We start from the raw sequence: 26,533 nt of genomic DNA, 5'->3' as shown, positions 1-26,533 counted from the left end.
TGGGTAGGGTCGATCTATGCGGCCTACCACGGACGCCGACGTACGGCGGGTGTTCGACCGGATGGCGGATCGGTACGACAGCCAGATGCTGGCCCAGGAGCGCCGTCTTTTCCCGGGCAGCCGGGAATGGGCCGTAGGGCAGGCAAGCGGTCACGTCGTGGAGATCGCGGTCGGCACCGGGCTCAACCTCCCGCTGTACGACGCCGGCACCACGGTCGTCGGGATCGAGCTGTCCGAGCGCATGCTGGAGCTCGCGCGGCGGCGGGCGGCGCGGGCCGGCCTGGGTGAGCGGGTGCGACTGCGGCAGGGCGACGTGCAGCGCCTCGACCTGGCCGACGGCGTCGCCGACACCGTGGTGTCCACGTTCACGATGTGCACGATCCCGGATCCGGCGGCCGCGGCGCGCGAGGCCCACCGGGTGCTCAGGCCCGGCGGGCGGTTCGTGCTGGCCGAGCACGGGCCGTCGAGCAACCGGGTCATCCGGGCCGGGATGCGGCTGGCCGAACCGCTGTTCGTGCGGTTCGCGGCCGACTACCTCACCCGTGATCCCCGGCCGTTCCTGGAACAGGCCGGTTTCGAACTCGAGTCGGTGACGCGGACGACGCGCGGGATCGGCTTCCGGGTGCTGGCCGTCCGGCCGTGACCCGCACGTCTCCGTGACCCGCACGTCTCCGTGACCCGCGCGGCTCCGTGACCCGTCCGCGTACGGTCCGCCGACCGGCGGACGCGTGGCCCGGATCGCGCGCTCAGCGGGCGAGGTTGTCCCGCACGCGGGGCACGACGTCCTCGGCGAAGCGCTTGACCTGGTCGGCCGACTGCTCCTCCGGCCAGAAGACGAAGGCGCCGAAGGGCTGCTCCGTGCCGAGGCGGGTCAGCTCGGTTACCCACGTGTCGGCGTCGGCGCGCAGCGGCTCGGCACCGGTGCGCAGGAGCGGGGTCGTGCCCGGCCGCCCGCCCGCCGTGACCACTCCCGGGATCTGGGCGATGCGCAGGATCGAGCGGGGGTCGCGTCCGTGCTCCTCCGCCTCCCGGTCGACGATCTCGTTGCACGACGGCCAGCGCTCGTACGGCAGGTAGGAGGGGATCGGCGCCGCCCAGCCGTCGGCGATCCGCGCGGTCTGCGCCAGGCTGCGCGGCCCCTGGGCGCCGAGCCAGATCCGTACGGGTGACGGTCCGGGGTCGGCGCCCTGGATGCCGGAGACGTCGTAGTACTTGCCGTGGAAGGTCACGCTCCGGCCCGGGCGCCACAGGCCCCGGATGATCGTGACCGCCTCCTCCAGGGCGTGCCGCGCCTCGGCCGGGGAGCGCCGCGGCACGCCCATCGCCGCGATGGCGTCCCAGTAGCCGCCGGCGCCGAGGCCGAGCTCGAATCGGCCGCCCGAGAGCAGGTTGAGCGCGGCGGCGGTGCGGGCCATCATGGCCGGCGGGCGCAGCGGCAGGTTCGCGACGTCCGGGAACAACCGGATCCGCTCGGTGTGCGCGAGCAGGTCACCGATCAGCGCGAAGGCGTCCAGCAGCTGCGCCGCGTACGGGTGGTCCTGCACGCCGGCGAGGTCGAGGCCGTGGCGCTCGGCGGTGACCGTGAGCTCCCGGACGAGCGCCACGTCGGGCGTGGGCGTCACGGAGACGCCGAACATCGGCTGAGGCGGCTGAGTCGTCTGCGACAAGGTCTACTCCCGATCGAAACGGCCCGGCGCGCGTGGTCCGCGCGGGGCGGGGGCTGGTCCGTGGTGCGGGTGACGCTGGTGCTCGGCGATGTCCAACGCGGCCGGGGGGGCCGGTCGGCCGTCACCGGTCATGATCGGATGCTAATCGCTGGGCCGCCGCCCGTCCCGCCGCCGACCCCCGAGCGGCCCTAATCGAGCAAGATGACGATGCCGGTCATGCCGGTGAGGACGGACGCGACGCCGGCTCGTACGGCGCGTCCGGCGCGCTCGGGCGTGAAGCTGGCCGGGTCGTACGTCGAGGACATGCCGAGGCCCTCGCCGCGGAACGACGCACCGGGCCAGTCGGCGGCGGTGACGTTCGCGGTGGGCTCGGCCAGCTCCGCACCGACCACGAGGAACTGCTGGTCGAGGTGGTTGGGGGTGACCAGGGCCAGGGGGTCGACGAGGTCGTCGCCGGCGCTCACGATGAGATCGGGCTTCATCTCCATCGCCCTGCTGATGCTCGGGACGAACTGGTCCGGCCGCGTGGCCGTGACGGTCCTGAGGCTGACGCGCTCCTCCTCGGCCCACGCCGTCACCGCGCTCACCAGCGTCCTGGTCTGGCGGTCCTCCCCCGCGGTGAGCAGCACCACGCGGTAGCCCTCCGGCGGGTGGACCCCGTTCCAGGAGCCGGGCCCGGGTGTGATCGTCGCCTCGGGCGCGGGTGACGTCGCCGGGAAGAACCCGGGGCCCGGGGTGCCGACGGCGGTGGGCTTCGCGTGCGGCCGGGACCAGTCGTCACCGGAGCCGCATCCACTGACCAGCAGGGCGGTCGCGACTGCCGCGGCCAGGGTGCAGGCAGGCAGAAGCCGAGAGCGCATGGGGATCGTCCTTCGAAGGCGGCGGGGACTGCGCCTATTTCCTACCCCATGTCCGATGCGGAGGTCGCGTCCGCCGAACGTGATTCCTCGTCGGTTCGCGCCCGAGATACCGATCGTTCATCTCAATCGAGCAGATTTCGTACGCCAAAGCCAAAAGGAGTCATATGTCCCCCGCCGCTCGGCGTCGTGTCTATGCTGTCATCGCCGCCGCAGCCGTGGCCGTCCTGTTCAGCGCCCTCTCCGCTCCGCTGGGCGCCCTGCCCGCTCTCGCCCACGGGTTCACCTCGACGGTTTACGTCAGCCTCGCCTCGCCCGCGACCGGGCACGTCCGCGCCGAACTCCAGCTGGAGTACGACCTTCTCGTCGTCTCCGCCGCCGACTACGAGAAGGACGACCCGCTCTTCAAAGCGGGCACCGCGGCGTTCGAGGCCGGTGACGCGGTTAAGCAGGCCGCCGCGCTCGACGCCCACGCCGACTCGGTCGTCGCGTACGTGACCGAGCGCTTCGGCGTCACCGCCGGCGGCACGGCGTGCGCCCCGGTCAGGGACGGCGGCTTCACGATCGGGCCACGCGAGGGCGTCCCCTACGCGCGGCTGATTCTCGACTACCGGTGCCCGGAGTCCGCCGAGGCGCACGAGGTGCGCAGCGGGCTGTTCCCCGGCTCGGAGGGATACGTGCGCGACAGCAAGACGATCGTCACCTACGACCTCGACCTGAAGTCCGGGAGCACGGCCCTCGACGCCCAGCATCGGTCGTTCTCCACGCAGCAGTCCTGGTTCGAGCGGTTCTGGGAGTTCTTCCGGCTCGGGGCCGAGCACCTGCTCGGCGGACTCGACCACATCCTGTTCCTGCTGGCGCTCATCGCGGGGTCACGCCGCCTGCGCGAGATCGTGCTGACCGCGACGACCTTCACGCTGGCCCACTCGGTGACCTTCGTCCTCGCCGCCCTCGGCCTCGTGGAGGTGCCGGCGGCGTTCGTCGAGCCCGTCATCGCCCTGTCGATCGCGGTCGTCGCGGGCTGGCACCTGTGGCGGATCTGGCGGCGCCGATCGCACGCCACGGATCTCGAGACGGCCGGTCACGGCCACCTCGGCCTGGACCGCGCGGGCTGGACGCGGCTCGCGGTGGTCTTCTGCTTCGGCCTCGTGCACGGCCTCGGCTTCGCCTCGGCGCTCGGCATCGACCAGGCGTGGTCGTGGACGCTCCTGTGGTCGCTGCTCGTCTTCAACGTGGGCATCGAGGCCGTCCAGCTGTCGATCATCGTCGCCGTCTTCCCGCTGCTCGCCCTGCTGCGTCACCGGCGGCCGATCGCGGGGCTGTGGACGACCGGGGCGATCGCGGCGGGTGTGGCCGCGATGGGCCTTGTGTGGTTCGTGCAGCGAGTGCTCGGAGCCTGAGATCACAACTTCCGGCAAGCGCAACGGTCCGCCCGCCCCATGTTCATCTTCACGACATTGAATCCCGAAAGCGTGCAAATCGCTCCAATACCCCCAAATGGATGGAAAGCAATGAAGCTCGACAAGGGGACTCAGGGCCCCGGGCACGTCCTGCGCCGGGTGGCCCTCAGCGCCACCGCCGCCGCCCTCAGCGCCGGCGCCGTGTTCGGCGGCGGCCTCGCGACCGCGGCCCACGCCGACAGCGTGACGCTCACCGGTGTCGTCCTTGGCGTGGGCGCCGACGAGACGCAGCGCGTCGTGTCGTGGTACTCCTCGGCCGGCACCGCGCAGGTGGTCCAGGTCGCGCCGGCGTCCAAGGTCGTCGACGGCCAATTCCCCGCGAACGCCGTCACGTTCGCGGCCACGGTCACCGCGAACGTCGTCAACGGCGGTTACAACGCGCACGCCACGATCGACAGCCTGAAGCAGAACACCGCGTACGCCTACCGGGTCGGCACCGAGGGCAGCTGGTCCCCGACGTACTCCTTCACGACCCAGGACTTCAACGGCAACAACCTCGACTTCCTGTTCTTCGGCGACCCGCAGATCGGCTCGTCCGGCAACGTGGCGAAGGACGGCGCCGGGTGGGAGGACACCCTGAACGTCGCCCTCGCCGCCAACCCGAAGGCCGAGCTGCTGGTATCCGGCGGCGACCAGGTCGAGACCGCCAACACCGAGACGCAGTGGGACGCGTTCCTCGCGCCCGACAAGCTGCGGCAGTACCCGTGGGCCGCCACCATCGGCAACCACGACGTCGGCGGTAAGGCGTACGAACAGCACTTCTGGACGCCGAACACCGACCGTTCCGCGCCGTACTACAACGGCGCCTCGACCACCCGGTCGGGCGGCAACTACTGGTTCATGTACAAGAACGTGCTGTTCATCGACATCAACAGCAACGCCTACTCCAACGGCGCCGACGCCGCGCACGTCGGCTACATCACCGACGTCGTCAAGGCCCACGGCGCCAAGGCCAAGCACACGGTGCTCATCTACCACCACGCGATCTACTCGCCGGCCGCTCACGCGAACGACGGCGACAACAAGGTGCGGCGTCAGGACTTCCCGACGGCCTTCTCGAAGCTCGGCATCGACCTGGTCCTGCAGGGTCACGACCACAGCTACTCCCGCAGCTACGTGCTCAAGAACGGTCAGAAGGCGAACCAGGACGAGCAGCCGGGCGCCACCGAGGTGTCCAAGGGCCCGGGCGGCGTCATCTACGTGACGGCGAACTCCGCGTCGGGTTCGAAGTACTACGACCTGACCGCTCCGGTCGTGGGCTCGGACTTCGGCCCCGACCCGCTGAACCCCAAGAGCCACTGGGCCAACTCGGTCGAGAACCAGGAGCACGTCCGCACGTACGTGCGGGTCCAGGTGCGCGGCAACAAGCTCGTGGTCGAGAACATCCGCAGCGGCACCTGCGCCGCCCCCAACGCCGCGGTGGAGCTCGGCAAGGTGAAGTGGTGCGGCCCGGACAACGGCGCCACCGCCGCTCCCGAAGTCGGCTCCCTCGTCGACAAGGTCGTGATCCACACGAACGAGGGCAAGGCCGGCGAGGACACACCGGCCGCCGCCGAGTCGGACTGGCTCCAGTAGACGACCGAGGGTGACGTAGGGCCTCTCGCCCCGATCGACCGTGGGGTGGGCGTCGTCATGACGCCCGCCCCACGGCACGTCGCCCGTCCCCGCCCAAGAGACCACCGAGGACCAATCAGATGCACCCGCTCAGACCGCCCGCGACAAGCGCGGCAGGCTCCCTCGCCCGGGCCGTCGCCGTGGTGCTGCTCGCCACGCTCGCCCTCCTCGACGTGGGGGCGGCCCCCGCGGCGGCGGCGGACGGCGAGGCCTCCTGGACGGTCACCACCGCCTCCAACGACTTCGGATCCGGCCGGCGGAACTACAGCTACACCCTGGACCCGGGCGGGCGGCTCCAGGACGGACTCGTGATCGCCAACCGCGGCACGACCCCGCTCCACCTGGCCGTGTACGCCGCGGACGGGTTCACCACGGAGCAGGGCCGGCTCGACCTGCGCGGCAGGGACGCGAAACCGGCCGGGGTGGGTGCGTGGGTCCGCACGGACCGCCCCGACGTCACGGTCCCGCCCGGGGAGTCGGCCGAGGTGCCGTTCACGGTCGCTCTTCCGCAGGACGCCGCGCCCGGCGAGTACATGGGCGGCATCGTCACCTCACCGGCCTCGGCCGGCGCGGCGGACGGGCGCCGCCTCGGCATCCGGATCCGCCTGCGCGTGGGCGGAGAGCTCAAGCCGAGCCTGTCGGTGGAGAACCTGCACGTCGGTTATTCGGGCACGCCCAATCCGCTGGGGAAGGGCGACGCCACCGTCACCTACACGATCCGCAACGACGGCAACAGCGTTCTCACCGCTCGTCAGACGGTGTCCGTGTCCGGGCCCTTCGGGCGCTGGCACGCCGAGGCTGGACACATCGACGACTCGCCCCAGCTGCTCCCGGGCGACACCTGGAAGGTCTCCGTACCGGTCCGCGGGGTGACGCCCGCGCTGAGACTGACGGGGACGGTCTCCCTCGTCCCGCTGCTCACCGACGCGGCGGGCTCGGTCGCCCCGCTCGCCGCCGTCGAGAGCACCACGCACGCGTGGACCCCGCCGTGGACGCTGCTGCTCGTCCTCCTCGTCGTCTGCGGACTCGTCGTCGCGGCCCTGGCCGCCCGGCGCCGTCGTAAGGCCGGTGGCCGTCCGGGGCGGGTTCCTCACCGTTCCGCGGCCGTCTCGTGAAGACGTACGGCCGTCCGTCCCGGTGACAGGCCGGTGTGTTCACCGGCGAAGGCCAGGATGTCCGCGGTCAGGGCGCGTTCCTTGCTCGCGGGCGAGGCGGCGTGGGCGGTGTCGGGTTCCCTGCGCATGAGGATCGGCCGGTCACCGCTGGTGGCGTGCTGGAGGGCCGCGCACATCTTGGTGACGTGGGCCTCTCCTGTCTGCAGATCGGTCACCGCGCCGGTGAGCAGGAACGCGGGATAGCGGACTCCGGGCGTGACGTGGTGATAGGGCGAGTACCTGAGCAGCCATTGGAGCTGTTCGGGCCGGGAGGCGCTGCCGAACTCATCGGTCCAGGTGCATCCCAGGCCGAACCGTTCGTAGCGCACCATGTCGCACAGCGGGCCTTCGGCGACGACAGCGGCGTACAGGTCCGGCCGCCGCACGGCGGCGGCGGTGACCAGGAGACCCCCGGCTGACTGACCATAGATCGCCAGTTGGTCGGCGGTGGTCACGCCGGTCTCGATGAGCCAGGCCGCGGCGTCGTTGAAGTCGCCGACCGCGCGGTGCTTGTGCGGCCCGCGCCCGGCGTCGTGCCAGCGCTGGCCCTCTTCGCCGCCTCCGCGCACGCAGGCGACCGCGTACGTCCCGCCGGCGCCGACCCATGCGGCCGCCAGGGGGAAGAACCACGGGCGCATCGGCATGCCGAAGCTGCCGTAGCCGTACAGGAGGGTGGGACGCGGGCCCCGGTCTTCCTCGTCCGCCGTGAACAGGAAGAGCGTTATCGCGGTGCCGTCACCGGCCCGGTAGCGGACACGGCGGCTGTGGATCGCCGGGGTGTTCCCGGCCGTCGCCGCGCCGGCTTCCCGTTCCGCCCTCCGGCGGACGGCGTCGTACCGATAGATGGTGGGGGGCGTGGTCGCGTCGCAGTAGCTGAACCACGCCTGGTGCCCGGGCGGGACGCTCGTACGCAGGGATGACACGATGCCCGCGCCGGGAAGGGGCAGATCGGCGAGCGGCCGGCCGTCGGCCAGGTCGTGCAGTGTCAGTGTGGAGGTGCCGTGGCGGGCGCGCGCCACCAGCAGGAGGGGCCGGGCGAGCGCCGGGCCGTCCAGGACCAGGCACTCGTCCAAGGGGGCCTCAGGATCTTCGGGCACCAGCGTGCGCCAGGCTCCCGGGCCGGTGTCGTGCCGGTCCGCCAGGCAGACGCGGCCGCACGGCGCCTGGTAATCGGTGACCAGCAGCAGACGGCCGTCCGCGAGGAAGCGCGGGAGCACCCGCGCGCGGACGGCGTCTCCGTCCACGACCTTGACGAAGCTCGGAGCTTCCGGATCGGCGAGTTCGGCCACGTACACGTCGTTTCGCGGGGCGGGCCCGGCCGCCGCGGTGACGGCCAGATGACGGCCGTCGGGGCTGACCGTGAGCCCGTAATAGTGGTCGGGGGCGTCCTCGCCGCCGAACACCACCGTGTCGGCCTGCCAGGGCGCACCGATCCGGTGCAACCGCACCCGCCGGTGCAGCCGCATGTCGCCGGAGGCCAGTTCCTCGTCGGGAACACGGCTGACGTAGTAGAACGCGTCCCCTCCCGGCAACCAGGCGAGCGAGGTGTTGCGGGCACGCGGCAAGGGCCCGTCCACGACCTCGCCGGTACGCACGTCCAGCACGACGACGTCGCTGCCGGGCTGCTCGGCGATCTCCATCTGCACGGCCACCCGCTCCCCCTCACGGGACGGCCACCAGGCGTACAGCCCGGTGTGACCGGACGGATCGGCCTCCATCGGGTCGACCAGCACCCGCCTGCCGCCCTCGGCGTCGACGACGAGCAGGCGCCGCTGCTCGTCCCCGCGCCGCTGCTCGGCGAGGAACATGACCGGGCCCCGCACCATCGGGGGCTCCGACACGCCGAAGGAGGACACCTCGGCCACGGAAGACGCCCAGGATTCCTTGTCACGCCATTGCTCGCGGTGGGTGCGGAAGAGACGGTCCTGGGCCGCGACCCACTCCCGCACGCGCGCGTCATCGCCGTCTTCCAGCCAGCGATAGGGATCGGGCACGGGATTTCCGAACAGATTCTCCACCACGTCGCCGCGCCGGGCGGCAGGGTAGAACAATCGCGCCATGGACGTCCCCCGATACGTCGTGTGATATGTCGAGGTACTGCGGCCGTACGCGCCGCAGCACCTCGATTCACTCAGCTACGACTCGCCGCGGAGAATATCCGCCTGCCAGCCGCGCACGCCCCCGATACGGGCGGCGGGAGTGGAATCGCGATACGGCAGGTATCCAGTCATGTCAGCCTCCTGGATCCGTCGATTCGCCCCGAATTGGGCGATTACGACGCCGACCATCCCCGCGCCCGGGATCGATAAACACCGGCACCACGTCGGGCCCCTCGACTCACGGGAAGCGACGAGCCGTCAATCATCCTGTCGTCAAATCCACCGAAAAAACGAAGGCGTACGAGAATGCCAGTGGAGATCAATCTCACGCGACGGCGATAAGGACGCGACCGGATCGACGATCCCCCGGCGAAGCCCCTGCGCGGGCGGATGAAAAGCTGTAGAGGTCCATCCGCCGGAGGAACGGGGCCATCACGATCGTGGATATCGGTGCGGGGAGCCATCACAGCGGGGCGGAGGACCTCGACCAGGCGGCGGCCAGCTTCGAGAGCGTGCGGCCACGCCTGTTCGGAATCGCGTACCGGATCCTTGGCAGCTCCGCCGAAGCGGAAGACCTGCTGCAGGACGTCTGGCTGCGCTGGCAGGCGTACGACCGCGGCATCGTGGCCGACCCGGGGGCGTTCCTGGCGACGGTGACCACGCGCCTCGCCATCAACACCCTGCAGTCCGCTCGCGTCCGCCGCGAGACGTACGTCGGCCCGTGGCTGCCCGAACCCGTCGACACCGGTAACGACCCTCACCTCGGCGCCGAGCGAGGCGAAGCCCTCGGCTTCGCGGTCATGCTCCTGCTGGAGAAGCTCTCGCCCACCGAACGCGCGGCCTACGTGCTGCGAGAAGCGTTCGACTACCCCTACGGGCAGATCGCCGAGATCATCGAGGCGAGCGAGGCCGCGGTGCGGCAACTCGTCAGCAGAGCACGCAAACACATCGTCTCCGAGCGCCGGGCACCGGTGACCCGAGCCGAACAGCGCAGGCTGCTCACCGTCTTCGTCGCCGCCGCCCGCTCCGGCGACCTCGCCGCGCTGGAAGAGCTCCTCGCCGCGGACGCCGTCAGTTACTCCGACGGCGGCGGCGCCGTCCGCGCCTCGCGCATCCCCGTGATCGGCGCGTTCCGGGTCGCGAAGTACGTCAGGGCGTTCGCGGACCGGTTCTGGGCCGGGGTCGAGGTGGAATGGGCCGACGTGAACGGGCAGGCGGCCGCTCTGCTGCACCGCGACGGCGAGCTGTTCACGGTTCTCACCGTCAACGCCTCGGACGAGGGCATCGACCAGGTGTTGTGGCTGATGAACCCCACCAAGATCGCCGCACTGTCCGCCGTGGGGACGCCGTCCCCCGGCTACTCCACGAGAACGCCGAATACGTAGCTCCCGGGAGCGTTCGGGTCGTCCCCCGCCCAGAACTCCGTCCAGTGGGTGCGGAACTCGTCGCGGGTGAGGTGGCCGTCGCCGTCCAGGTCCAGGCGGGGGAAGACCTCGTCGGTCGCCGTGGGCGTCCCGTTCCACGTCTCGATGAGCGCGCCGTACTCCGAACGGGAGATCAGACCGTCCCCGTCGAGGTCGACGGCCTCGAACATCGCGTCGGCGGTGGCGGAGACGGCGTCCGCCCGGTCGCCGAGTCCTTCCACGACGAGAAGCACCTCGTCGAGAGTGACGGCGTTGTCGCCGTCCCGGCGGGAGGCGGCCCGGAGCACCGGCCACCAGCCGGTCATGACGGAGGCGAGTCGCTCCGGATCGCCGGATCCGGCGACGGCCGTCCAGCGGCCGGCGAGCGCCTGGAAATCGGCCTCGGTCAGCCGGCCGTCGCCGTCCACATCCATCGCCCGGAAGACTCCGCCGACCTTCCTCCGCTGGAACTCACTGGCCACATCCGTCTCCGTTCTTCGGGGAGACTCCATGCTGCCGAGAGATAACTGTCCGTGACAGTACACAACAAGTGACTAGTGCGTTACAGCCATGGCGCCCGCGGCCGAGGCCGCGGGCGCCATGCGCTCGGGATCACCGGAGAGTCCGGGACCTCCCCGGCCGGTACGTCACGGAGTGACGGTCACCTGGACCGCCGGGGCCATGCCGATCCGTACGTCCAGAGTGATCGACTCGCCGGCGAGGAGGGCGGCACGGGCCTCGTCACGGAGGGTGAGCTTCAGGTCCCCGGTCTTGCCGGGCTGGAGCGTGACCTTCCTGGTGTCGAGCAGGTGGCCGTCGTGGGAAACGGCGACCTGCTCCCGGCACTTGTCCGCACCCGCGCAGACCAGGGTGATCGTCGCCTGGGCGGGTGCGTTCCCCTTCGTCTTGCCCGTGGCGGTGACGGCGTCGTGGAGCACCCTCATCGCCGGGGTCGCGGGCGTGCTCGGGAGGAGCGAGGCGACGTGGCGCCGCATGTCACCGGAGGTGTTGAGCGCGAGGATCGTCCCGCCCGGCCGGTCCGGGAGCACGGTCAGCGTCGCGTTGCCCTGCTCGTCGAGAGGCGCCTCTCCGAGGTAGGCGATGTCGTCCTCGGCCGGAGCCGACGTCGAGGCGCCGGCCTCCAGCAGGAGGAACGACAGCTGCTCGGCCGCCGCCGCGGTCCCGGCGGACACCGTAACGGTGACGGTGCCGTCGTCGTTCGCGACCGCCTCGTGGCGGATGCCGCCGGCCTCGACGACCTCGGCCGCCCCCGGGACCGCGGTGGTGGACGCGGTGGTGGATGCGGTGGGGGACGTGAGGGTCCGCGCCGCCCCGGGCTCGGCGCTGGTCTCCGGTGCGGCCGCCGTCGGCGCCTCGGCGGGTGCGGCGGTCGTTACGGCGGCGGGCGCCGCCGTCGCCTCGGGTGCGGCCATGCCGCGCAGCACCGGCCGGCCCAGGCCGGCGTCCCACTGCCAGACGTGCTCGAAGTCGAAGCCGAGCTTGCCGGCCCAGAACGCCTGGGCGGCGACCTCGTCCCGGGTCGCGGTGGCGCCGTTGAGCGTGGCCGGGCCGATCGCGGTCTCGGTCTGTGACTTCGCCTCGACGGTCTCGGCCGCCCAGTTGTTGCTCAGCGTGGCGACGTTGTTCGCCAGCACCCGGCCCAGGAAGCGGTGCGCCCAGGAGGGTGCCGTCACCGTCGGGTTGAGCGCGATCGAGTCGCGGATGGTGGTGCCGGTGTAGCCGTAGCCGGCCACGCCGCCGTCGTTGCGGCCGTCGGCGGTGACAGAGCCCGTGGCGAAGACCCGCTCCGTGGTGGAGCCGGCCAGGGCCACGCCGATCACGCCGCCCGCCTCGGTGCCGCGCACGTGCACGTTCGCGGCGGAGTAGGCGTCGCGCACGACGCCCTGCGAATCGCCGACGAGACCACCCGCGCGCGAGCCCGCGGTCACGGCCCCGGACACCTGGACGCGCTCGACGGTGCCGGTGCTGCTGCCGGCCAGGATGCCGGCGCGAGCGGTGGTGGTGTTCACCGTGGCGTCGAGGACCGCGAGGTCGTGGACGTGCCCGGAGATCTGGGTGAACAGACCACCGGTGGTGGAGTTCAGGCCCTTGATCGTGTGGCCCGCACCGTCGAGTTCGCCCGTGAACGGCCCCGGCAGGCTGGTGAACGGTGTGCCGGTCAGGTCGATGTCGGCGGCGAGCACGTAGTCGTAGGAGGGGTGCTTACCCATCAGGGCCAGATCCTCGGCGCTGCCGATCTTGTAGAAGCCGCGCTCGTCGGCCGGCAGCCCGGGGGCCGGGACCGGTTCGAGCGTCTCGGGCGCCATGCGCAGGGTCGGGCGCCTGGCGACGTCGTTCCACTGCCAGACGGTCGCGAAGTCCCAGCCGCGCTCCTGGTAGAAGGTCTGCCTCTGGATCTCCGCGGGCGCGACCACGTTGCCCTTCTGGTTGTCGGCCGCGGGCGGGCCGGTCAGCGACTGCCCGCTGATCGGCACGGACCGGCTGACGTGGTTGTCCTCGAGCGTGGCGGTCTGCCCGGTGTAGACGCGGCCGACGATGGCGTGCGCGTAGCTCGACGCGGAGACGTTCGTGTTCAGCGCGACCGTGTGGCGCACCTGGGTGTCGGTGTAGCCGTAGGCGGCCACACCGCCCGCGGACGCGCCGTTCGCGACGACGGCGCCGGCGGCCAGGACGTTCTCGGTGACCGACCCGCCGACCGAGACGCCGACGACCCCGCCGGCGTACTGGGTCGTGGCGCGCACGTCCACCGTGGAAATACTGTCGCGAACCGTGCCGAAGTGGTGGCCGGTGATGCCGCCGACGTAGCTGTTCGCGGTCAGCGACCCGTCGACGCGGACGCGCTGGATCGTGCCGTGGTTGGCGTCGGCGACCAGGCCGGCGGTGGACCGGTCGGTGGTGACGTCGCCCCGGACCACCAGGTCCTCGATCGTGCCGTGGTTGTCGGCGAACAGGCCCGGCCCCTGGCCGGGCAGGGCGGCCAGCCCGGAGATCGTGTGCCCGTCGCCGTCGAAGACGCCCGTGAAGGTGGTCGTACGGCCGATCTGAGCGCGGGCGAGGCCGGTGAGGTTCAGGTCGGCGGTCAGCCGGTAGTGCCCGGCCGGGTCGTTGTCGACCTTGGCCAGGTCGTCGGGCGAGTCGATCAGGTACGGCGCCTGCTCGCTGCCCTCGCCGGCCAGGCCCTCACGCAGGGTCACGGCGGGCCGGAGCGGTTTGCCGGACCCCAGTGAGTCCCACGTGAAGAGCTTGACCGTCGAACTCGGCGCCACCGGCAGCGGCGTGCCGAACCGGACGTACTGCTCGCGACCGCGGTGGTCGAGCGTGACGTCGAGGGTACGGACGTCGATCATCCGCTGCTGCGCGTTGTCGTACGTCGCCGCCATGACGGTGACCTTGTCCAGGCTGCCCGGAGAGGACAACAGACCCACGCCCTTCAGCTCACGGTCCTTGATCTCGGCGGAGGAGACCTTCCAGGAACCGCGCGGTTTGGCGACCGTCACCTCGTCGACCAGGCGCCCGTCGATCGTGTACGTCGACAGCCGCAGGCCGGCGTCGGTCACCGTCAGGACGCCGCCCATCTGGACGTTCTCGTCGAAGACCTTGTCGTCCCACCAGAACTTCTGGTTGTCGTAGAACTTCGGGCCGGACGACCCCATGGTCACGAACGTGGTGCCCGCGACCTCCTCCTCGGGGGTGGTGGCCAGGCGCCCGTCGTAGATCGTGGACCGCTTGTAGACGTGGTCGTGCCCGCCGACGTACAGGTCGACGCCGAGCCGGTCGAGCACGCGCGTGACCTTGTCGCGGTCGATGTCCATGCCGCCGTCGTCGGCGTGCTGGCCGCCGTAGTAGGAGAAGTGCCCCACGACGACGTTCCACGTCGCGTCCGAGGCGCGTACGTCGTCGACCAGCCAGTCGAGCTGCTCGTCGAGGCGCGTGTTGGAGTTCAGCACGGAGAAGTGGACGTCGCCGCGGTCGAAGGAGTAGTTGCTCTCGCCGATCACACCGTTGCCCGGCAGCGCGAACGTGTTGGTGAAGATCGCACCCGGCTGCCTGCCGACCGCGTCGTAGTCGAGGTCCTCGTAGGTCTCGTGGTTGCCGACCAGGCCCGCGTACTGCAGGTCGAGCGTGGACAGGAAGGATTCGTGGATCTCGGCCCACTTCTCGCCCCGGCCGCCGCGGTCGACGAGGTCGCCGACCTGGATCACCGTACCGCCGCCCGGCGCCTGGCTCTTCAGCCGGTCGAGCACCCGCCCCGGCAGCGTGAGCTCGCCGGCGTCGCCGTCGGGCACCTGCACGTCGCCCAGGATGTAGACCGGCTCCCCCTTGGCGCCGCCGGCGCGGAACCCGCCGCGTACGTCGGTCCAGGCCGGCGCGTCGGTGGCGGCGGGTGCGCGACCGTCGCGGGCCACGCCGAACCGGAACCGGTAGGTCGTGCCGACCTTCAGCCCGGTCAGCCGGAACTCGTGCGAGCGCAGGGTCTGGCCCGTGATGGAGTGCTGGTAGACCGGCTCGTCGTTGCCGACCGTGTTCACCTCGTACGGCCGGTCGTTGGTGGACGTGAGCACCTCGGCCGTGGACCAGTCGTCCGATCCCTCGGGCAGGACCTGCGCGTAGACCCGCTCGACGGCGCGGTCGGTGGTGACCGCGACGCCGGCGGAGCCGGGCTTCTCGCCCACGGTCGCGTTGCCGCCGAAGCGGAAGACGCCCGCGGGGTCCGGCTCCTTCTGGGAGACCCGGACGCGCAGCAGTTCGGCGTTGGTGTTGCCGAGGTTGTCGGTCGCCTTCACGACCACGAACGCGTCGTCGTACGAGCGGATCCGGAAGGCGCCGCCGGAGACCGGCACCTCGCCCGCGGAATCGAACACCTTGTACGTGACCGCCGGCTGGACGCCGGAGTCGTCGGTCGCCGTCGCCTGGGGCAGCGTGATCGTGTCGCCGTACCGCGCCGTGGCGGGGAAGCCGGCCGGGACGGTGATCACCGGAGCGTAGTTCGCGCCGCGGGTGGTCTTCCCGACCCAGATCGGCGCGGAGACCAGGAAGTTGCCGTCGGCCTGGTCGGCGCGGACGTAGTAGAAGTCGCCGTCCCGGACGTTCAGCGTGGTCTTCAGCGTCAGGTCGTTGCCGCTGATCGCGCCGAAGTCGTGGGCGACGGCGCCGCCGTTCGTGATGAGGCGCGCGGAGGTGAAGGAGTCCTTGGCGTCCGGGTCGGCGAGGCGGAGCTCGACGTCCAGGCCGGTGGTGTCACCCGGCAGGATCGAGCCCATGAGTTTGCCGTTGCCGCCGAACCCGAGGACCGCGTTGGTGTCGGCGGTCGAGTAGAGGCTGCGGTCCCGCATCGCCGCGTACAGCGCGTCCAGGGAATGCTCCTTGGCCCACACGCCGGTGATCGACGGGTTCCCGGACACCCAGGTCGCGGAGTGCTCGTCGCCGTTCCACGTCGGGGCCAGGTGCCAGCCGGCGTCCAGCGCCTTCTGGAACTCGCCCACCGCGTCGGCGGACTTGACCTCGATGAGGTCCATCCGGTCGTCGGCGACGGAGTCGAGGCCCTTGAAGCCGAAGAAGTCGCCCTTGTCCTTCGTGGACGGGTGGTTGAACTGGCCGATCGCGTCCGGGTCCTGCTTCAGGCGGGCCAGGAACGTGAAGTAGTCGTACTTCATGTCGCCGGTGCCGAACACGTTGCCGTACCCGTCGACGCTGCCCTTCTCGGTCGCCCGAGCCGTCACGTGCCAGTCGGTGCCGAACACGTTGATGTGGCCGGTGCCGTCGTACCAGGTGTTCTCGATCGACGGGACCGCGACCAGGTCTTTCTGGCCGGCGTTGAACTTCGCGGCGCTCTCGTGCAGGTAGCGCCACTCGGCGGAGTCGGCGTCCCGCCAGTTGTCGACGAAGTCGTCGCCGTTGCGGATGTCCCACATGACGTCGTGCTCGGTGACCGCGAAGAAGTCGGCGTCGGTCTCGTCGTGGACGTGCTCGTAGGCGTCCGGCGGCAGCTTGACGCCGTCGCTCACCGAGGTGTGCGCGTGGAACTCGCCGGTGTACAGGGTCCTGCCGAGGTAGGCCGGCCGATCCTCGCCGGCCGCCGAGGCCGGGGAAGCCGGGGCGCCGACCAGCGCGCCGGCCGCGAGTGCGACGGCCGTGACAGCACCGGACCAGGTGGATGTGCGTGGTGCGCTACTGCGCGTCATGTTTTCTACCGTTTCACATGGTTCAAGCGTGCCGATCATAGAAATCAGGGCAGGTGAAACGGTTCGCTTCGCACGCATGTCGCGAAGGCAAACGAGCGACTAAACCTGGCATATCTCACATTTCGGACGCATAGGGACAGTCCGTGATTGAAACGGCGGCGGACAACCTTTCGGCCACACCGCGAGCACCTCCGCCCGGCGCAGTGTGAGCGCCTCCTGCGCGGGAGAGCGTTCCCGCACTCCGGCACCGGGAAGGCCGGCGGCTATTCCTGGGGCAGCAGGTAACGCCAGGACAGCACGAAGGTCTCCCCCGAGCTGGTCTTGAAGAGCGACCGGCCGTACTCCTGCCCGGCGGGAACCGCCTTGGTGACCGCGCTCGCCGCCGCCCCCTCGACGTCCTTCTGCCAGACCGGGTCCACCACGCCCGAAGGCTCCGGAACGCCCTCGGGCCACGGCGACGGCTCGCCCTCCGCCGACGGGGCCTCCTCGGCGACCAGCCGGACGCGGCCGGCGACATAGTCGGTGCCCTCCGCGGCGGCCCGGGTCGCCAGGCCCTCCATCAGCTTCTTCGCGTCCAGCAGTTGCTTCGGGTAGAAGTCCGCGAGCTGTTCCAGGGCCGGGACCCGGACCTCCAGCATCTTCCCGTCCTTCCCCCGTACGCCGAGGACGGTGTCCGGCACGTCCGTCACCGACGGCGCACCCGGCTTCGGCGCCGCCGTCGGCGGCTGCCCACCCAGGTACTCCTGCATCCGCGCGACCACCTCGCCCGTCTCGGCATCGGTGAGCGTCAGCTGCTTGCTCGCGTCGGCGATGACCAGGCCGTCGCCGTACAGCACCGTCCTCGGCGGACGCAGCACGTTCATGGTCGCGGTCACGAACCCGCCCTCCGCGCCCCACGAGGCGACCGGCTTCGCCGGCCCGTCGTCAGCCGCGGCCGCCGACGTGTCCGGTTCCCCTCCTCCACAGGCCGCGGTCAGCGCCGTCATCGCCACCAGCAGGATCAGTCGTAGTCTCATGCCTCAGACCACGTACGCACCCTCGCCTCGGTTCACCCACACGCCGATCAATCGCGGGTCGCCCGGCCGGAGGTCGGGGGATGCCTCTCGCTTGATCTAGGCGGAACAGACCTCCTGGTAGCCCAGGTCTGTTCCCACGTGCTCGCGCCACTCCTCCGGTGCGAGCCGGCGCCCGGCCCGCGCGCACACGGCAGGGACGGCTTTCGCGGGGTCGACCGGCAGCTCCTGGAACGCGCCGTCGTACCCGACCACGCGCAGGAGTGAGCCGTCGGCCGTGAAAGCGAGCGCGGGCATGGGGCCGGCCATCGCGTTCGGATCGAACGTGCCGGTGGTCACGGTCCAGCCGGCGCCGAGCTGACGGCCCGCGACCACGTCGAACAGCGTCACCCTGGTGTCGTGGGCGACGGCCAGGATTCGCCCGTCGGGCGAGAACCTGGCCCCCACCACGTCTCCCGGCACCCTGAACACCCGGCCCGTCGTACGCCAGGTGCGGGTGTCCCACAGGGCCACCGCTCTGCTCCCGTACGGAGATGCGCCCAGCGGGCCTTTCGGCGCGAGCGTCATCCACCTCTCCGCGAGCGTCCCGGGGCCTTCCTCGGGGGGAAGCACCCTACGGGCGACGAGGTCGATGACGTCGGTGCCCCCTTGATCGGCGGTCACGAGGAACCTGCTGTCGGAGCTGAAGGACAGGCTGCCTCCCGCGACGGGGCCGAACCGCATCACCTGCTTGCGTTGCGCGAGGTCGACGATGACGACGCTGCCCCGGCCGTAGTAGTCGCTGGGCAGGGTGTGACTGATGGCGAGCAGGCGGCCGTCAGGGCTGATCTGCATGTCCGCCCTGTCGTACTCCGAGGCCACGGGCACCTCGCCCAGCTTGCGCCCGGACTCCGCGTCCCAGAGTGTGGGGCCCTTGAGGTCGTATGGGGGGAGGGTGACCACGGTACGCCCGTCGGGGCTGACCTGCGTGATCAGCGCGTCCCTGTCCCGCCCACGGAGTGGAAAGCGTTTTTCGAGCCGCCCGTTCTCCGTGAAGCCGGGCACCGACCATCTGCGCACGGTGCCGCCCGTCAGGGCGAACAACGCGTCTCCCGAGGCGGTGAACCGCGGGTGCAGAGCGTCGGGAGGCAGGACGCGCCGGGGACCGGTCAGCCGGCCGACGTCGTAGGTGGTCACCCGTCCGGCGTCATCCAGGATTCTCAGGGTGCGATTTCCGGAGTCGAGCCGCGGGGATCCGACGATCCTGGAGGCGACGGTGAGCCGGAGGGTCGGGGCCGCGTCATCCAGCCGCCACAGCGTGAGGCGCCCGCCCGCGGCGTTCACGAAGGTGATCAGGAAGCGGCCGTCGGGGCTGAACACGGCGTCGGTGTAGAGCCCGGGGAGGACCCGCCGGTCCCACGTGCCGGTGGACAGGTTCCACAGCCGCGTTCCGCTCCCCTGTACGGCGGCCAGCGCGCCGTCGGGGCTGAAGGCGAGGACCGCCCCCGGCACGTCGCGCGGAAGTCGCCTGCCCGCCGGCGTTCCCCCATCGGGGAACGCCCGCAGCGCTCCGTTGACGAGACCGAAGCGGTCGTCCGGTCCGAGCAGCGCTCCGCCCAGGTGTTCGTCCGGCTTCTGCGGCTTTTCCAGCGCCCGCCGCGCCACGTTCCACAGCGCGACGTACGGCCCGCCGATGTTGTCCCGGACGACGATGTAACCTCCGCCGGGGCTGAACTCCACGCTGTCCGGGCGACCGTCGTCGCCCTTCATCTCCTCCGGCCCCCACCGGCCCCCGCCCAGGCGCTTGCCGGTCCGCAGGCTCCACAGCTCCATCATCTTGCCCCGCGCGAGCGCCAGCGTGTCACCGTCAGGGCCCATCGCGGCGGTGACGGGCGCCTCGCCGATCCCGCCGAAGGTCCTGACCGGCCGTCCGGTCACCACGTCGTAGGCGGTCACCCGGCCGGCGCCGGCGCTGACCAGCGTCCGGCCGTCGGGGCTCAGCGCCCGTCCCTCGTTGGCCGGGGCGGGATCCGTGAAGACCGACTGCTCCTGCTGGGCGAGCGAGCTCAGCACCGCGGAGGCGCTCTCGGGGACCGGCGCGATGCGGTAGGCGGCCACGCTGAGCAGCATCGCCTTCACCGGGTCGATCTCGCGCAGCGCGTCCGCCTGCAGGGCCACCCGCCGGGCCGTGGCTTGTGCCCGCTCATCGGCCAAGCGCCTGCCGGCCTCGTCGCTCCGCACCGACTGCTGCCAGGCGAGGGCGCCGCCGGTGAGCGAGGCGACGAGCAGGACCGTCAGGCCGGTGGTGACCAGGCGGCGCCGCCTGGTCAGCCGCACCGACGCGGTCCTGCTCACCTCGACGAACGTCTGCTCGGTGGTGTTCAGGGTCAGATGCGTGGTGTCCGTCCACTCCAGCGCCTGGCGCAGTGCCGTGCCGCGGAGGAGGTCCTCCGGGCGGCGGCCGTTGCGCGCCCACCGCCGGGCGGCCTCGCCCAGCTCCCGGTGACGGCCGAGCGCCTCGCGGTCGCCCGTCACCCATTCGTGGAGCCTGGGCCATGCGTACAGCAGAGCGGCGTTCCCGATGGCGACCGCGTCTCCCTGGCGGCGGACCACCATGGCCTGCTCGAACGCGGCGAGCACCCGCTCGGCGTGCCGTACCTCGATCAGCTCGTCCAGGGCGGCGATGCGCGGCGCCTCGTCGCTGTCGCGGACGTCCACCAGGCGCAGCAGCAGATCGCGTGCCACCTGGCGCTCGGACGGCGGCAGCCCGGCGTAGCACTGCTCGGCCACCGCGCCGAGCGTCGGCTCGTCGGCGGGCCCGCCGGGCGGCCGCACGTCGGCGGCGGCCTCGGCGCCCTCGGCCAGCCTCGCGCGTACGCCGCCATCTTCACCACCGCCATCTTCACCACCACCAGCGAGCAGCGCCAGCAGCAGATGCTCCGCGGACGGACGCGCGGCCGGGTCCTTCGACAGCGCGGCGCGAACCAGCTCCCGCAGCCTCTCCGGCAGGACATCGATGTCGGGGTCGTGATTGAGCAGCCGGTTGATGACCGCGAACGTCGTCGGGGCGGTGAACGCGTCGCGTCCCGTCGCGGCGAACAAGACCACCGCGCCCCAGGCGAACACGTCGGCCGCCGGCTCGGCGCGTCCTCCGGAGAACAGCTCTGGCGCCATGTACATCGGGGTGCCGGCCAGCTCCCCCATCGAGGTCATCGACAGGCCGGCGGCCCGGGCGATACCGAAGTCGATCACTCGTGGCCCGTCGGGCCCCAGCAGGACGTTCTCCGGCTTGAGATCACGGTGCACCACGTCCGCCTGGTGGATGGCGGCCAGCGCGGTGGCGATGCCCACCGCCAGCCGGTGCAGCGGGTCGCCCGAGAGCGGGGCCTCCTCCCGCACCGCCGCGCGCAGGCTCGGACCGGGGACGAACTCGGTGACGATGTAGGGGCGCTCGCCGTCGAGGTCGTGATCCAGGATGCGGGCCGTGCAGAACGACGCCACCTGCTGCGCCGCGGTGACCTCCCGGGTGAAGCGACGGCGTAGCGGAGAGTCGCCGGACAGGTAGGCGTGCAGGACCTTGACCGCCACGCGGTTGGCCACCTCGTCGTAGCCCTCGTAGACGACGCCCTGGCCACCCGAGCCGAGCCTGCCCGCCAGCCGGTAACGGCCCAGCATCGCCGGGTCCCCCGGGCGCAGCGCGTCTGCTGTCATGGTTCCTTAGACGGCCGCTCACCGGACCTGGTTCGGCTGCGTACGGCCGGCCAGACCCGAGCGCGCAGGCGCCGCTTCATACGGCACCTGCGCCTACGGCTCCTACACCGAGTATGCGGAACTAGCGCGCCACGCCCGGCTCGCGGCCGTCTTCCATGTGCCCGTCGTCCCGTCGGCTCAGCGGTTGGTCCACAGGTGCCAGAACCAGTCGCCCTCGGAGCAGGTGTAGTGCTCCCAGTGGCCTCGATCGATCCCTCCCTGACCCGCTGCCACGCACTTGGAGTGGCTCGTGTACCAGGTGCGGTACACGTCATCTCCGGCGGGCCGCTGGGCAGCGCCGTTCTGCGGCGCGACCACGCCCTGCGGCGGTTGCGCCGGCAGGGTGGCCGCCGTAGCAGGCAGGCAGACGGTGCCGGCTGCCAAGACCATGGCGGCGGTACCGGCCAGGCGGCGGGCGAGAGTGGAAACGCTGGACAGCGTCAAGAAAGCCTCCTCGGCAGTTGTGGCGGTCACCCCAGATCTTGCTGCTACTTTCCGTGTTGCTACAACTACCTAAAGTGACACACTCGACTGCCGGCCGAAGACAGCGCCCTCGCATCGGCTTGGTATGCAGGCGTTGGTCATCGCCTCTGCGGCAGGCGGCGTGCGCCCGGGCCCTCGCGGCCCAGCACGTCGCGCGGGTGACCGCCGAGAGGCGGCCCGGATCCTCAGCGACATCCTCGGCCGCGAGATCCCGTACTACCGACACACCTGCTTCGAACGGGTGTGGCCCCGCACCGGTTTCCGCGCGGGGCCCGTGCTTCGTCAGGCAGGAGTGCAGGTCACCTGGGACGGAAGCGAGTTGGCGCCGTTCCAGGAGCCGTTGAAGCCGAACGAGGTGGACGCGCCGGCGCCGAGCGTGCCGTTCCAAGACATGTTCGCAGCCGTCACGTTCGATCCGTTCACCGTGTATGAGGCGCTCCAGAGCTGACTGATCGTCTGGCCGTTGGGGAAGGTCCAGGCGACCGTCCATCCGCTGGTGGTTCCGGTTCCGGTGTTCTTCACGGTGACGGTCGCCCCGAAGCCGCCGGGCCACTGGTTGGTGACGGCGTACGTCGCGGTGCAGGCCTTACCGGCGCTCGCCGAAGGTGAAGGTGACGGAGACGGGCTCGCCGAAGGGCTCGGCGACGGAGACGGAGATGGAGACGGGCTCGGCGAGGGAGAGGGAGAGGGGGACGGAGACGGACTGGGACTGGGACTGGGCGAAGCCGAGGGCGACGGTGATGGGCTCGCGGAGGTGCCGACCTTCTCCGCGGTCCAGGCGCTCACCCAGGCCAGCACCGCGTTCCAATTGATCGCGACTTCGTTGACCGACCAGGCGTTGATGTCGTCCAGATAGCACTTCTGTGGCCTGCAACCGCTGAGCCTCTCCTGGGCGACCGGGTCCTGCAGCCCGCTGTTGGGGCCGCCGGCCAGCGCGCCGGGCGGCGCGATCGGCAGCGACGAGTCGAGTTGGTGGGCCCAGAAGCGGTGGTGGACGTTGTGCGAGGGCTGGTCGCCGTACCCGGTCACGTACGACTGGCCCAACGGGTTGCGGCCGAACTCGTAGGCCATCGTCTCGAACACCCCGGTGCGGAAGCGTTCCTGCCCGCTGAAGTCGTAGGCGAGCGCGAGCAGCGCGGCGTTGTTGAGGATCAGGTTGTTCGAGCCCCAGATGTAGCCTCCGCCAGGCGGCGCGAACGGCACGGGGTAGCCCTGGCCGCGCATCGCGGTGAGCAACGTGTCGCCGTTGCTCACGAAACGGTTGCGCAGCTGTGTCCCGATCGTGGAGGTGAGGCCGTTCGGAACGAGCGCGAGCGTGATGTCGCCGAGTGAGCCGACCTCCGACCACTGCGCGCCCTCGTTGGTGAAGCTCTTGCCGTAGTAGAGAGACGAGCCGGTGAGGTCGTCGCGGTAGGTCTGCTTGCCCGTGGTGACGTACAGTTCGGCGGCCGCCCAGTAGAACTCGTCGGTCACCTTGGTGTCGACGTACGAGCCGCCGCCCTGGTCGTCGCTGCTGGGGGCGATGACGGACGGGTTGGCCTTGGCCGCCGCGTACGCCTTCTCGGCGGCGGCGAGGCAGCGGCCGGCGAAGGCCGAGTCGATGGAGGCCCACACGCGGGCGCACTGCGCGGCCGACGCGGCGAGGTTCAGCGTGGCGGCGGTGGTGGGCGCCGACAACAGCCGGGGCTGGGGGTCCTGGTCGGGCCGCAACGGCAGGCCGGTCCACGCCTGGTCGTGGATCTTGGCGTGTGCCATACCCGCCAGCGGTCTCCCGTCGGGGACCTGCATCTTCAGCATGAAGTCGATCTCCCAGCGGGCCTCGTCGAGGATGTCGGGCACGCCGTTGCCCCGCTCCGGGATGGCCATGGCGCCGTCCCCGAAGGCCGCGGGGTCGGCGCCGGAGACATGCCTGGCCCGCTCGTAGATGTTGACGAGTTGCCAGGCCGACATGCCGCCGTTGACCACGTACTTGCCATGGTCGCCGGCGTCGTACCAGCCGCCGCGGACGTCCAGTGTGTATCCGCAGCTCGTGCGGCAGGGCACGGCGTTGTCGCCCTGATTGGGCGAGACGTTCACGTGCCCGGCGGGCCGGGCGTACTGGCTGCCCACGTACTGAGCCTGGATCGCGATTCCGCTGCGCTGGTGGTAGAAGAACGCGAGCGCGTCGTACGGCAGCTTCTTCCAGGTGTCGGCGCCGATGTCGAAGGGCCGGCTGGATTCATTGCCCACGGTGAGCACGAAGTTCGTGCCCGTACCCGTATACGACGAGAAGTCGATTTTGTGGACGGTGTCGCCCGACGGCGCGTCCTGCCCGAAGACGGTCGTGGTTCCGGTCGCCACCACCTGGTCGGACCCGTCAAGCAGGCTCCACGTCAGCGGCGAGGTGGAGGAGTTCACGACGGTCGCCTGCTTGGCCATGCCCGGCGCGTAGGCCACCTGGTTGACCTTGATGTTCTGCCCGAGCGGCGGCCGCGTGACGGCCTGCACCGGGCTCGTCGCGGTCACGACGGCGAACGACGCCGCACTCACGGCGAGCGCAAGGGACAGCGCCGCTCGGGGGCGACGCGTCCAGCCTGGCTTTTTCATGATTAACACCTCCGGCCTTTATGTTTCGTGATCGCATCATGGGGGCGAGATCGGCCGGAGGACATTCGTCAGCCGGACGTGTTTCATTTCCGCAGGTCGTAGGATCGGGCTGACGAATGATTCTGAATATTTCACGAATGCTGTCGTGAACTCCGTAAACTTCCGTGTGTGACCGGCACAAGCCTTCCCACTGAGCTAGGACCGCGGCGCCGCCAAGAGATCACGGTCGCGCAGATCGCCAGACTGGCCGGGGTGTCCCCTCCGACCGTGTCCAAGGTGATCAACGGACGCCCTGGAGTGTCGGTCGCCACCAGGCGCCGGATCGAGGAGCTGATCCGTGAGCACGGCTGGCAGCGCCGCCCGGAGAGGACCGAGTCCGCGGCCATCATCGAGGTCCTCTTCCAGGCTCTCGACAGTCTGTGGGCGCTGGAGCTCATCCGCGGCGTCAACGAGGTCGCCCAGTCCTACGGCCTGACCGTGGCTGTCACCGACATGCACGGACACAACTCCCCGCACCGCGAGTGGATCGAGGAGGTCCTGGCCCGGCGCCCCGCCGGTGTGATCGCCGTCTCCGCCGAGCTGAGCGACCACGAGCACGCGCAGCTCGCCAGCAGGTCCATCCCGCTCGTCGCACTCGACCCGTACGGCGAGCCAAGCCATCGCGTTCCCTCGGTCGGCGCGACGAACTGGAACGGCGGCCTGGCGGCCACCCGTCACCTGCTGGAGCTCGGGCACCGCAGGATCGCCATGGTCAACGGCCCGGCGACCCTGATGTGCTGCCGCGCCAGGCTCGACGGCTACCGCGCCGCCATGGAGACCGCAGGCGTGCCCGTCGACCCCCGGTTCCTGCGGGCCGGTCCGCTCTACGTGGAGACCGGCCGTACCGAGGGGCAGGCGCTGTTCGCCCTCCCCGACCGGCCCACCGCCGTCTTCGCCGGCAACGATCTGCAGGCACTCGGGGTCTACCAGGCAGCCCTGCGGGCCGGGCTGCGCGTGCCCGACGACCTCAGCGTCGTCGGCTTCGACGACCTTCCGCTCGCCCAGTGGACGGACCCGCCGATGACCACCGTCCGTCAGCCGCTGGCCAAGATGGGCGCCGCCGCCGCGGAACTCGTCATGACCGTGAGTGCGGGCGACACGTCCGAACAGCACCGCATCGAGCTCGCCACCCACCTGGTCGTACGCGGTAGCACCGCCTCACCGACCTGACCGGCGGACTGCCGGCAGCAAGGGGCGCCTGGCGTCAGCACTGACAGCGGCCGCGGCGGCGGTGCCATTGGTGCAGGAGGTCGCCGCCAATGAGGGACGGCGAGTGCGGTCTGCCGCCGGCTACGTCAGCGGTCAGGCCGTCACCGATCACCCGCGCTCATCACGTCGCATTCGGGGCGCGGCATGTGTCACCCGTTCCCGGCATGGCACGTGTTCTGCGCACGACGGCAGAGGACGGGAAGCCTGCTCATTTCGTCCACCACCACACGATCGCCCAGCGGCTCGTTGAGCCTGATCACGCCCTGGCCGGACGCGCCGACGCCTGCGCAGGGGCCGTAGCCTCGATAAGGCATCACGAGTCCCAGAACCACCACATCTGGCCTCTCGCTGGCTCGGAGGATGACGTCGAACGGTTCCTCACCGACGCAGACGCCGTATTCGTAGCTCACCAGCAGTGTGCGTTCGTCGAGCACCTCGAAGTCCGAGACGTCGCCCGGCAGATGGTCGCCGACAGCGCCTTCGACAGTCCCGATCGCGTCCTGATCGACCGCGACGTGGTCAATCGGGCCAGGGAGGTTCGAGAAGTACAGCCGCCAGGCAGGCACGGTCGCCATGCCGCGTACGGTCTTCAGCCGTCTCGTCGTGAATCTGGCGCCGGTCAGCTTGTACTCCTTGTCGTCGGGGAAGGTGTACTCCTCCGGCCAGGGGGACAGCGCCATCAGCGCCTCTCGAGGCCCGATCACCGGGACCCGCATCGTGGACCCGTCGTCCCAGCGGATCTGCGCCCCGGCCGGCGGAGCGGGCAGCGGTCCGGCCACGACCCAGCCGTACTCCTCATCACTGTCGATCTTTTCGCGCACCTTCCGAGGCATCGTGCTCAGGTCCTCGAGTGGGACGAAACCCTCACGCCAGATCTTCGCGGCACCGCTGGTCCGCCAGGTTGAAACGGCTTGTGTGGCCTTCTCCTCAAACGTCGGTCCCAACAGACCAGAGCTATCGCTGAGGAGCAGCACCACCGCCAGAAGCATCGCGGCTGATCGCACCATGTGCTGATCT

The 26,533-nt window shown here is 70.8% G+C and carries 16 protein-coding genes and 2 pseudogenes; 7 read left to right on the top strand and 11 right to left on the bottom strand.

The genetic code is table 11. The features are described from left to right. The first annotated feature begins 16 nt into the window (after positions 1-16). The gene (locus HHX41_RS22665) at positions 17-643 is read left to right on the top strand and encodes a class I SAM-dependent methyltransferase (protein ID WP_182907627.1); all 627 of its coding nucleotides are present in this window, start codon (positions 17-19) and stop codon (positions 641-643) included. A 103-nt stretch (positions 644-746) separates the two neighbouring features. On the opposite strand, the gene HHX41_RS22660 is transcribed toward HHX41_RS22665, so the two are convergent. Both HHX41_RS22660 and HHX41_RS22655 read right to left on the bottom strand, forming a co-directional pair. Next, entirely contained in the window at positions 747-1,667 is a 921-nt protein-coding gene (locus HHX41_RS22660) for an LLM class flavin-dependent oxidoreductase (RefSeq protein WP_259401213.1), read from the bottom strand. A gap of 188 nt (positions 1,668-1,855) precedes the next feature. Further along, positions 1,856-2,527, bottom strand: coding sequence for a hypothetical protein (locus HHX41_RS22655; protein WP_182907626.1), 672 nt, complete (start codon positions 2,525-2,527; stop codon positions 1,856-1,858). Between the two features lie 164 nt (positions 2,528-2,691). Here HHX41_RS22655 and HHX41_RS22650 point away from each other — a divergent pair, with 164 nt between their 5' ends. The 3 genes from HHX41_RS22650 (at position 2,692) to HHX41_RS22640 (ending at position 6,713) form a co-directional block, all read left to right on the top strand. Continuing rightward, positions 2,692-3,924, top strand: a complete 1,233-nt coding sequence (locus tag HHX41_RS22650; RefSeq protein ID WP_182907625.1) for a HupE/UreJ family protein — start codon at positions 2,692-2,694, stop codon at positions 3,922-3,924. Between the two features lie 111 nt (positions 3,925-4,035). Beyond that, on the top strand, positions 4,036-5,559 hold the full coding sequence (locus HHX41_RS22645) for a metallophosphoesterase family protein (RefSeq protein ID WP_182907624.1): 1,524 nt from the start codon (positions 4,036-4,038) through the stop codon (positions 5,557-5,559). Between the two features lie 119 nt (positions 5,560-5,678). Continuing rightward, positions 5,679-6,713, top strand: coding sequence for a WxL protein peptidoglycan domain-containing protein (locus HHX41_RS22640; RefSeq protein WP_182907623.1), 1,035 nt, complete (start codon positions 5,679-5,681; stop codon positions 6,711-6,713). Here HHX41_RS22640 and HHX41_RS22635 read toward each other — a convergent pair. Continuing rightward, positions 6,689-8,812, bottom strand: coding sequence for a prolyl oligopeptidase family serine peptidase (locus HHX41_RS22635; RefSeq protein WP_182907622.1), 2,124 nt, complete (start codon positions 8,810-8,812; stop codon positions 6,689-6,691). The genes HHX41_RS22640 and HHX41_RS22635 overlap by 25 nt on opposite strands. 479 nt (positions 8,813-9,291) lie before the next feature. Here HHX41_RS22635 and HHX41_RS22630 point away from each other — a divergent pair, with 479 nt between their 5' ends. Then, entirely contained in the window at positions 9,292-10,236 is a 945-nt protein-coding gene (locus HHX41_RS22630) for an RNA polymerase sigma-70 factor (protein WP_310742125.1), read from the top strand. On the opposite strand, the gene HHX41_RS22625 is transcribed toward HHX41_RS22630, so the two are convergent. From HHX41_RS22625 to HHX41_RS42375, 6 genes and pseudogenes are all read right to left on the bottom strand, one after another. Further along, positions 10,209-10,736: an EF-hand domain-containing protein gene (locus HHX41_RS22625; protein WP_182907621.1), complete on the bottom strand. Its 528-nt coding sequence runs from the start codon at positions 10,734-10,736 to the stop codon at positions 10,209-10,211. The two genes, HHX41_RS22630 and HHX41_RS22625, sit on opposite strands and share 28 nt — an antisense overlap. A 165-nt stretch (positions 10,737-10,901) precedes the next feature. Next, on the bottom strand, positions 10,902-16,457 hold the full coding sequence (locus HHX41_RS22620) for a metallophosphoesterase (RefSeq protein WP_182907620.1): 5,556 nt from the start codon (positions 16,455-16,457) through the stop codon (positions 10,902-10,904). 263 nt (positions 16,458-16,720) lie between these two features. After that, on the bottom strand, positions 16,721-17,473 hold the full coding sequence (locus tag HHX41_RS22615) for a hypothetical protein (RefSeq protein ID WP_182907619.1): 753 nt from the start codon (positions 17,471-17,473) through the stop codon (positions 16,721-16,723). 96 nt (positions 17,474-17,569) lie between these two features. Next, positions 17,570-21,160: a WD40 repeat domain-containing serine/threonine protein kinase gene (locus HHX41_RS22610; RefSeq protein ID WP_182907618.1), complete on the bottom strand. Its 3,591-nt coding sequence runs from the start codon at positions 21,158-21,160 to the stop codon at positions 17,570-17,572. Between the two features lie 177 nt (positions 21,161-21,337). After that, positions 21,338-21,673 carry a hypothetical protein gene (locus HHX41_RS22605; protein WP_182907617.1) on the bottom strand — a complete coding sequence of 112 codons (336 nt, stop codon included), beginning with the start codon at positions 21,671-21,673 and terminating at the stop codon, positions 21,338-21,340. A gap of 291 nt (positions 21,674-21,964) precedes the next feature. Beyond that, a pseudogene (locus HHX41_RS42375) lies at positions 21,965-22,252 on the bottom strand (cellulose binding domain-containing protein); the annotation flags it as partial. On the opposite strand from HHX41_RS42375, the gene HHX41_RS42370 reads away from it, so the two are divergent. Next, positions 22,179-22,538, top strand: a complete 360-nt coding sequence (locus HHX41_RS42370) for a hypothetical protein (protein WP_396795037.1) — start codon at positions 22,179-22,181, stop codon at positions 22,536-22,538. The pseudogene HHX41_RS42375 and the gene HHX41_RS42370 overlap by 74 nt on opposite strands. On the opposite strand, the pseudogene HHX41_RS22600 reads toward HHX41_RS42370, so the two are convergent. After that, a pseudogene (locus HHX41_RS22600) lies at positions 22,478-24,268 on the bottom strand (glycoside hydrolase family 9 protein); the annotation flags it as partial. The gene HHX41_RS42370 and the pseudogene HHX41_RS22600 overlap by 61 nt on opposite strands. Before the next feature lie 168 nt (positions 24,269-24,436). On the opposite strand from HHX41_RS22600, the gene HHX41_RS22595 reads away from it, so the two are divergent. Continuing rightward, positions 24,437-25,477 (top strand): LacI family DNA-binding transcriptional regulator, encoded by a 1,041-nt coding sequence (locus HHX41_RS22595; RefSeq protein ID WP_182907615.1) that lies wholly within the window; start codon positions 24,437-24,439, stop codon positions 25,475-25,477. A 188-nt stretch (positions 25,478-25,665) separates the two neighbouring features. Here the strand turns inward: HHX41_RS22595 and HHX41_RS22590 are convergent, their stop codons facing one another. Then, the gene (locus tag HHX41_RS22590; protein ID WP_182907614.1) at positions 25,666-26,523 is read right to left on the bottom strand and encodes a hypothetical protein; all 858 of its coding nucleotides are present in this window, start codon (positions 26,521-26,523) and stop codon (positions 25,666-25,668) included. Between the last annotated feature and the right edge of the window lie 10 nt (positions 26,524-26,533).

Source organism: Microbispora sp. H13382 (assembly GCF_014161445.1).
Classification (GTDB): Bacteria; Actinomycetota; Actinomycetes; order Streptosporangiales; family Streptosporangiaceae; genus Microbispora.
The sequence above is the reverse complement of the archived record's forward strand: the minus strand, read 5'-3'. Positions and strand labels throughout refer to the sequence as shown.

What these genes read in the sequence shown, in the direction of transcription:
- HHX41_RS22640 (WP_182907623.1), top strand. Translation starts at nt 5,679, where the DNA reads ATGCACCCGCTCAGACCGCCCGCGACAAGCGCGGCAGGCTCCCTCGCC.
- HHX41_RS22610 (WP_182907618.1), bottom strand. Translation starts at nt 21,160, where the DNA reads ATGACAGCAGACGCGCTGCGCCCGGGGGACCCGGCGATGCTGGGCCGT.
- HHX41_RS22655 (WP_182907626.1), bottom strand. Translation starts at nt 2,527, where the DNA reads ATGCGCTCTCGGCTTCTGCCTGCCTGCACCCTGGCCGCGGCAGTCGCG.
- HHX41_RS22645 (WP_182907624.1), top strand. Translation starts at nt 4,036, where the DNA reads ATGAAGCTCGACAAGGGGACTCAGGGCCCCGGGCACGTCCTGCGCCGG.
- HHX41_RS22620 (WP_182907620.1), bottom strand. Translation starts at nt 16,457, where the DNA reads ATGACGCGCAGTAGCGCACCACGCACATCCACCTGGTCCGGTGCTGTC.
- HHX41_RS22665 (WP_182907627.1), top strand. Translation starts at nt 17, where the DNA reads ATGCGGCCTACCACGGACGCCGACGTACGGCGGGTGTTCGACCGGATG.
- HHX41_RS22590 (WP_182907614.1), bottom strand. Translation starts at nt 26,523, where the DNA reads ATGGTGCGATCAGCCGCGATGCTTCTGGCGGTGGTGCTGCTCCTCAGC.
- HHX41_RS22635 (WP_182907622.1), bottom strand. Translation starts at nt 8,812, where the DNA reads ATGGCGCGATTGTTCTACCCTGCCGCCCGGCGCGGCGACGTGGTGGAG.
- HHX41_RS22615 (WP_182907619.1), bottom strand. Translation starts at nt 17,473, where the DNA reads ATGAGACTACGACTGATCCTGCTGGTGGCGATGACGGCGCTGACCGCG.
- HHX41_RS22650 (WP_182907625.1), top strand. Translation starts at nt 2,692, where the DNA reads ATGTCCCCCGCCGCTCGGCGTCGTGTCTATGCTGTCATCGCCGCCGCA.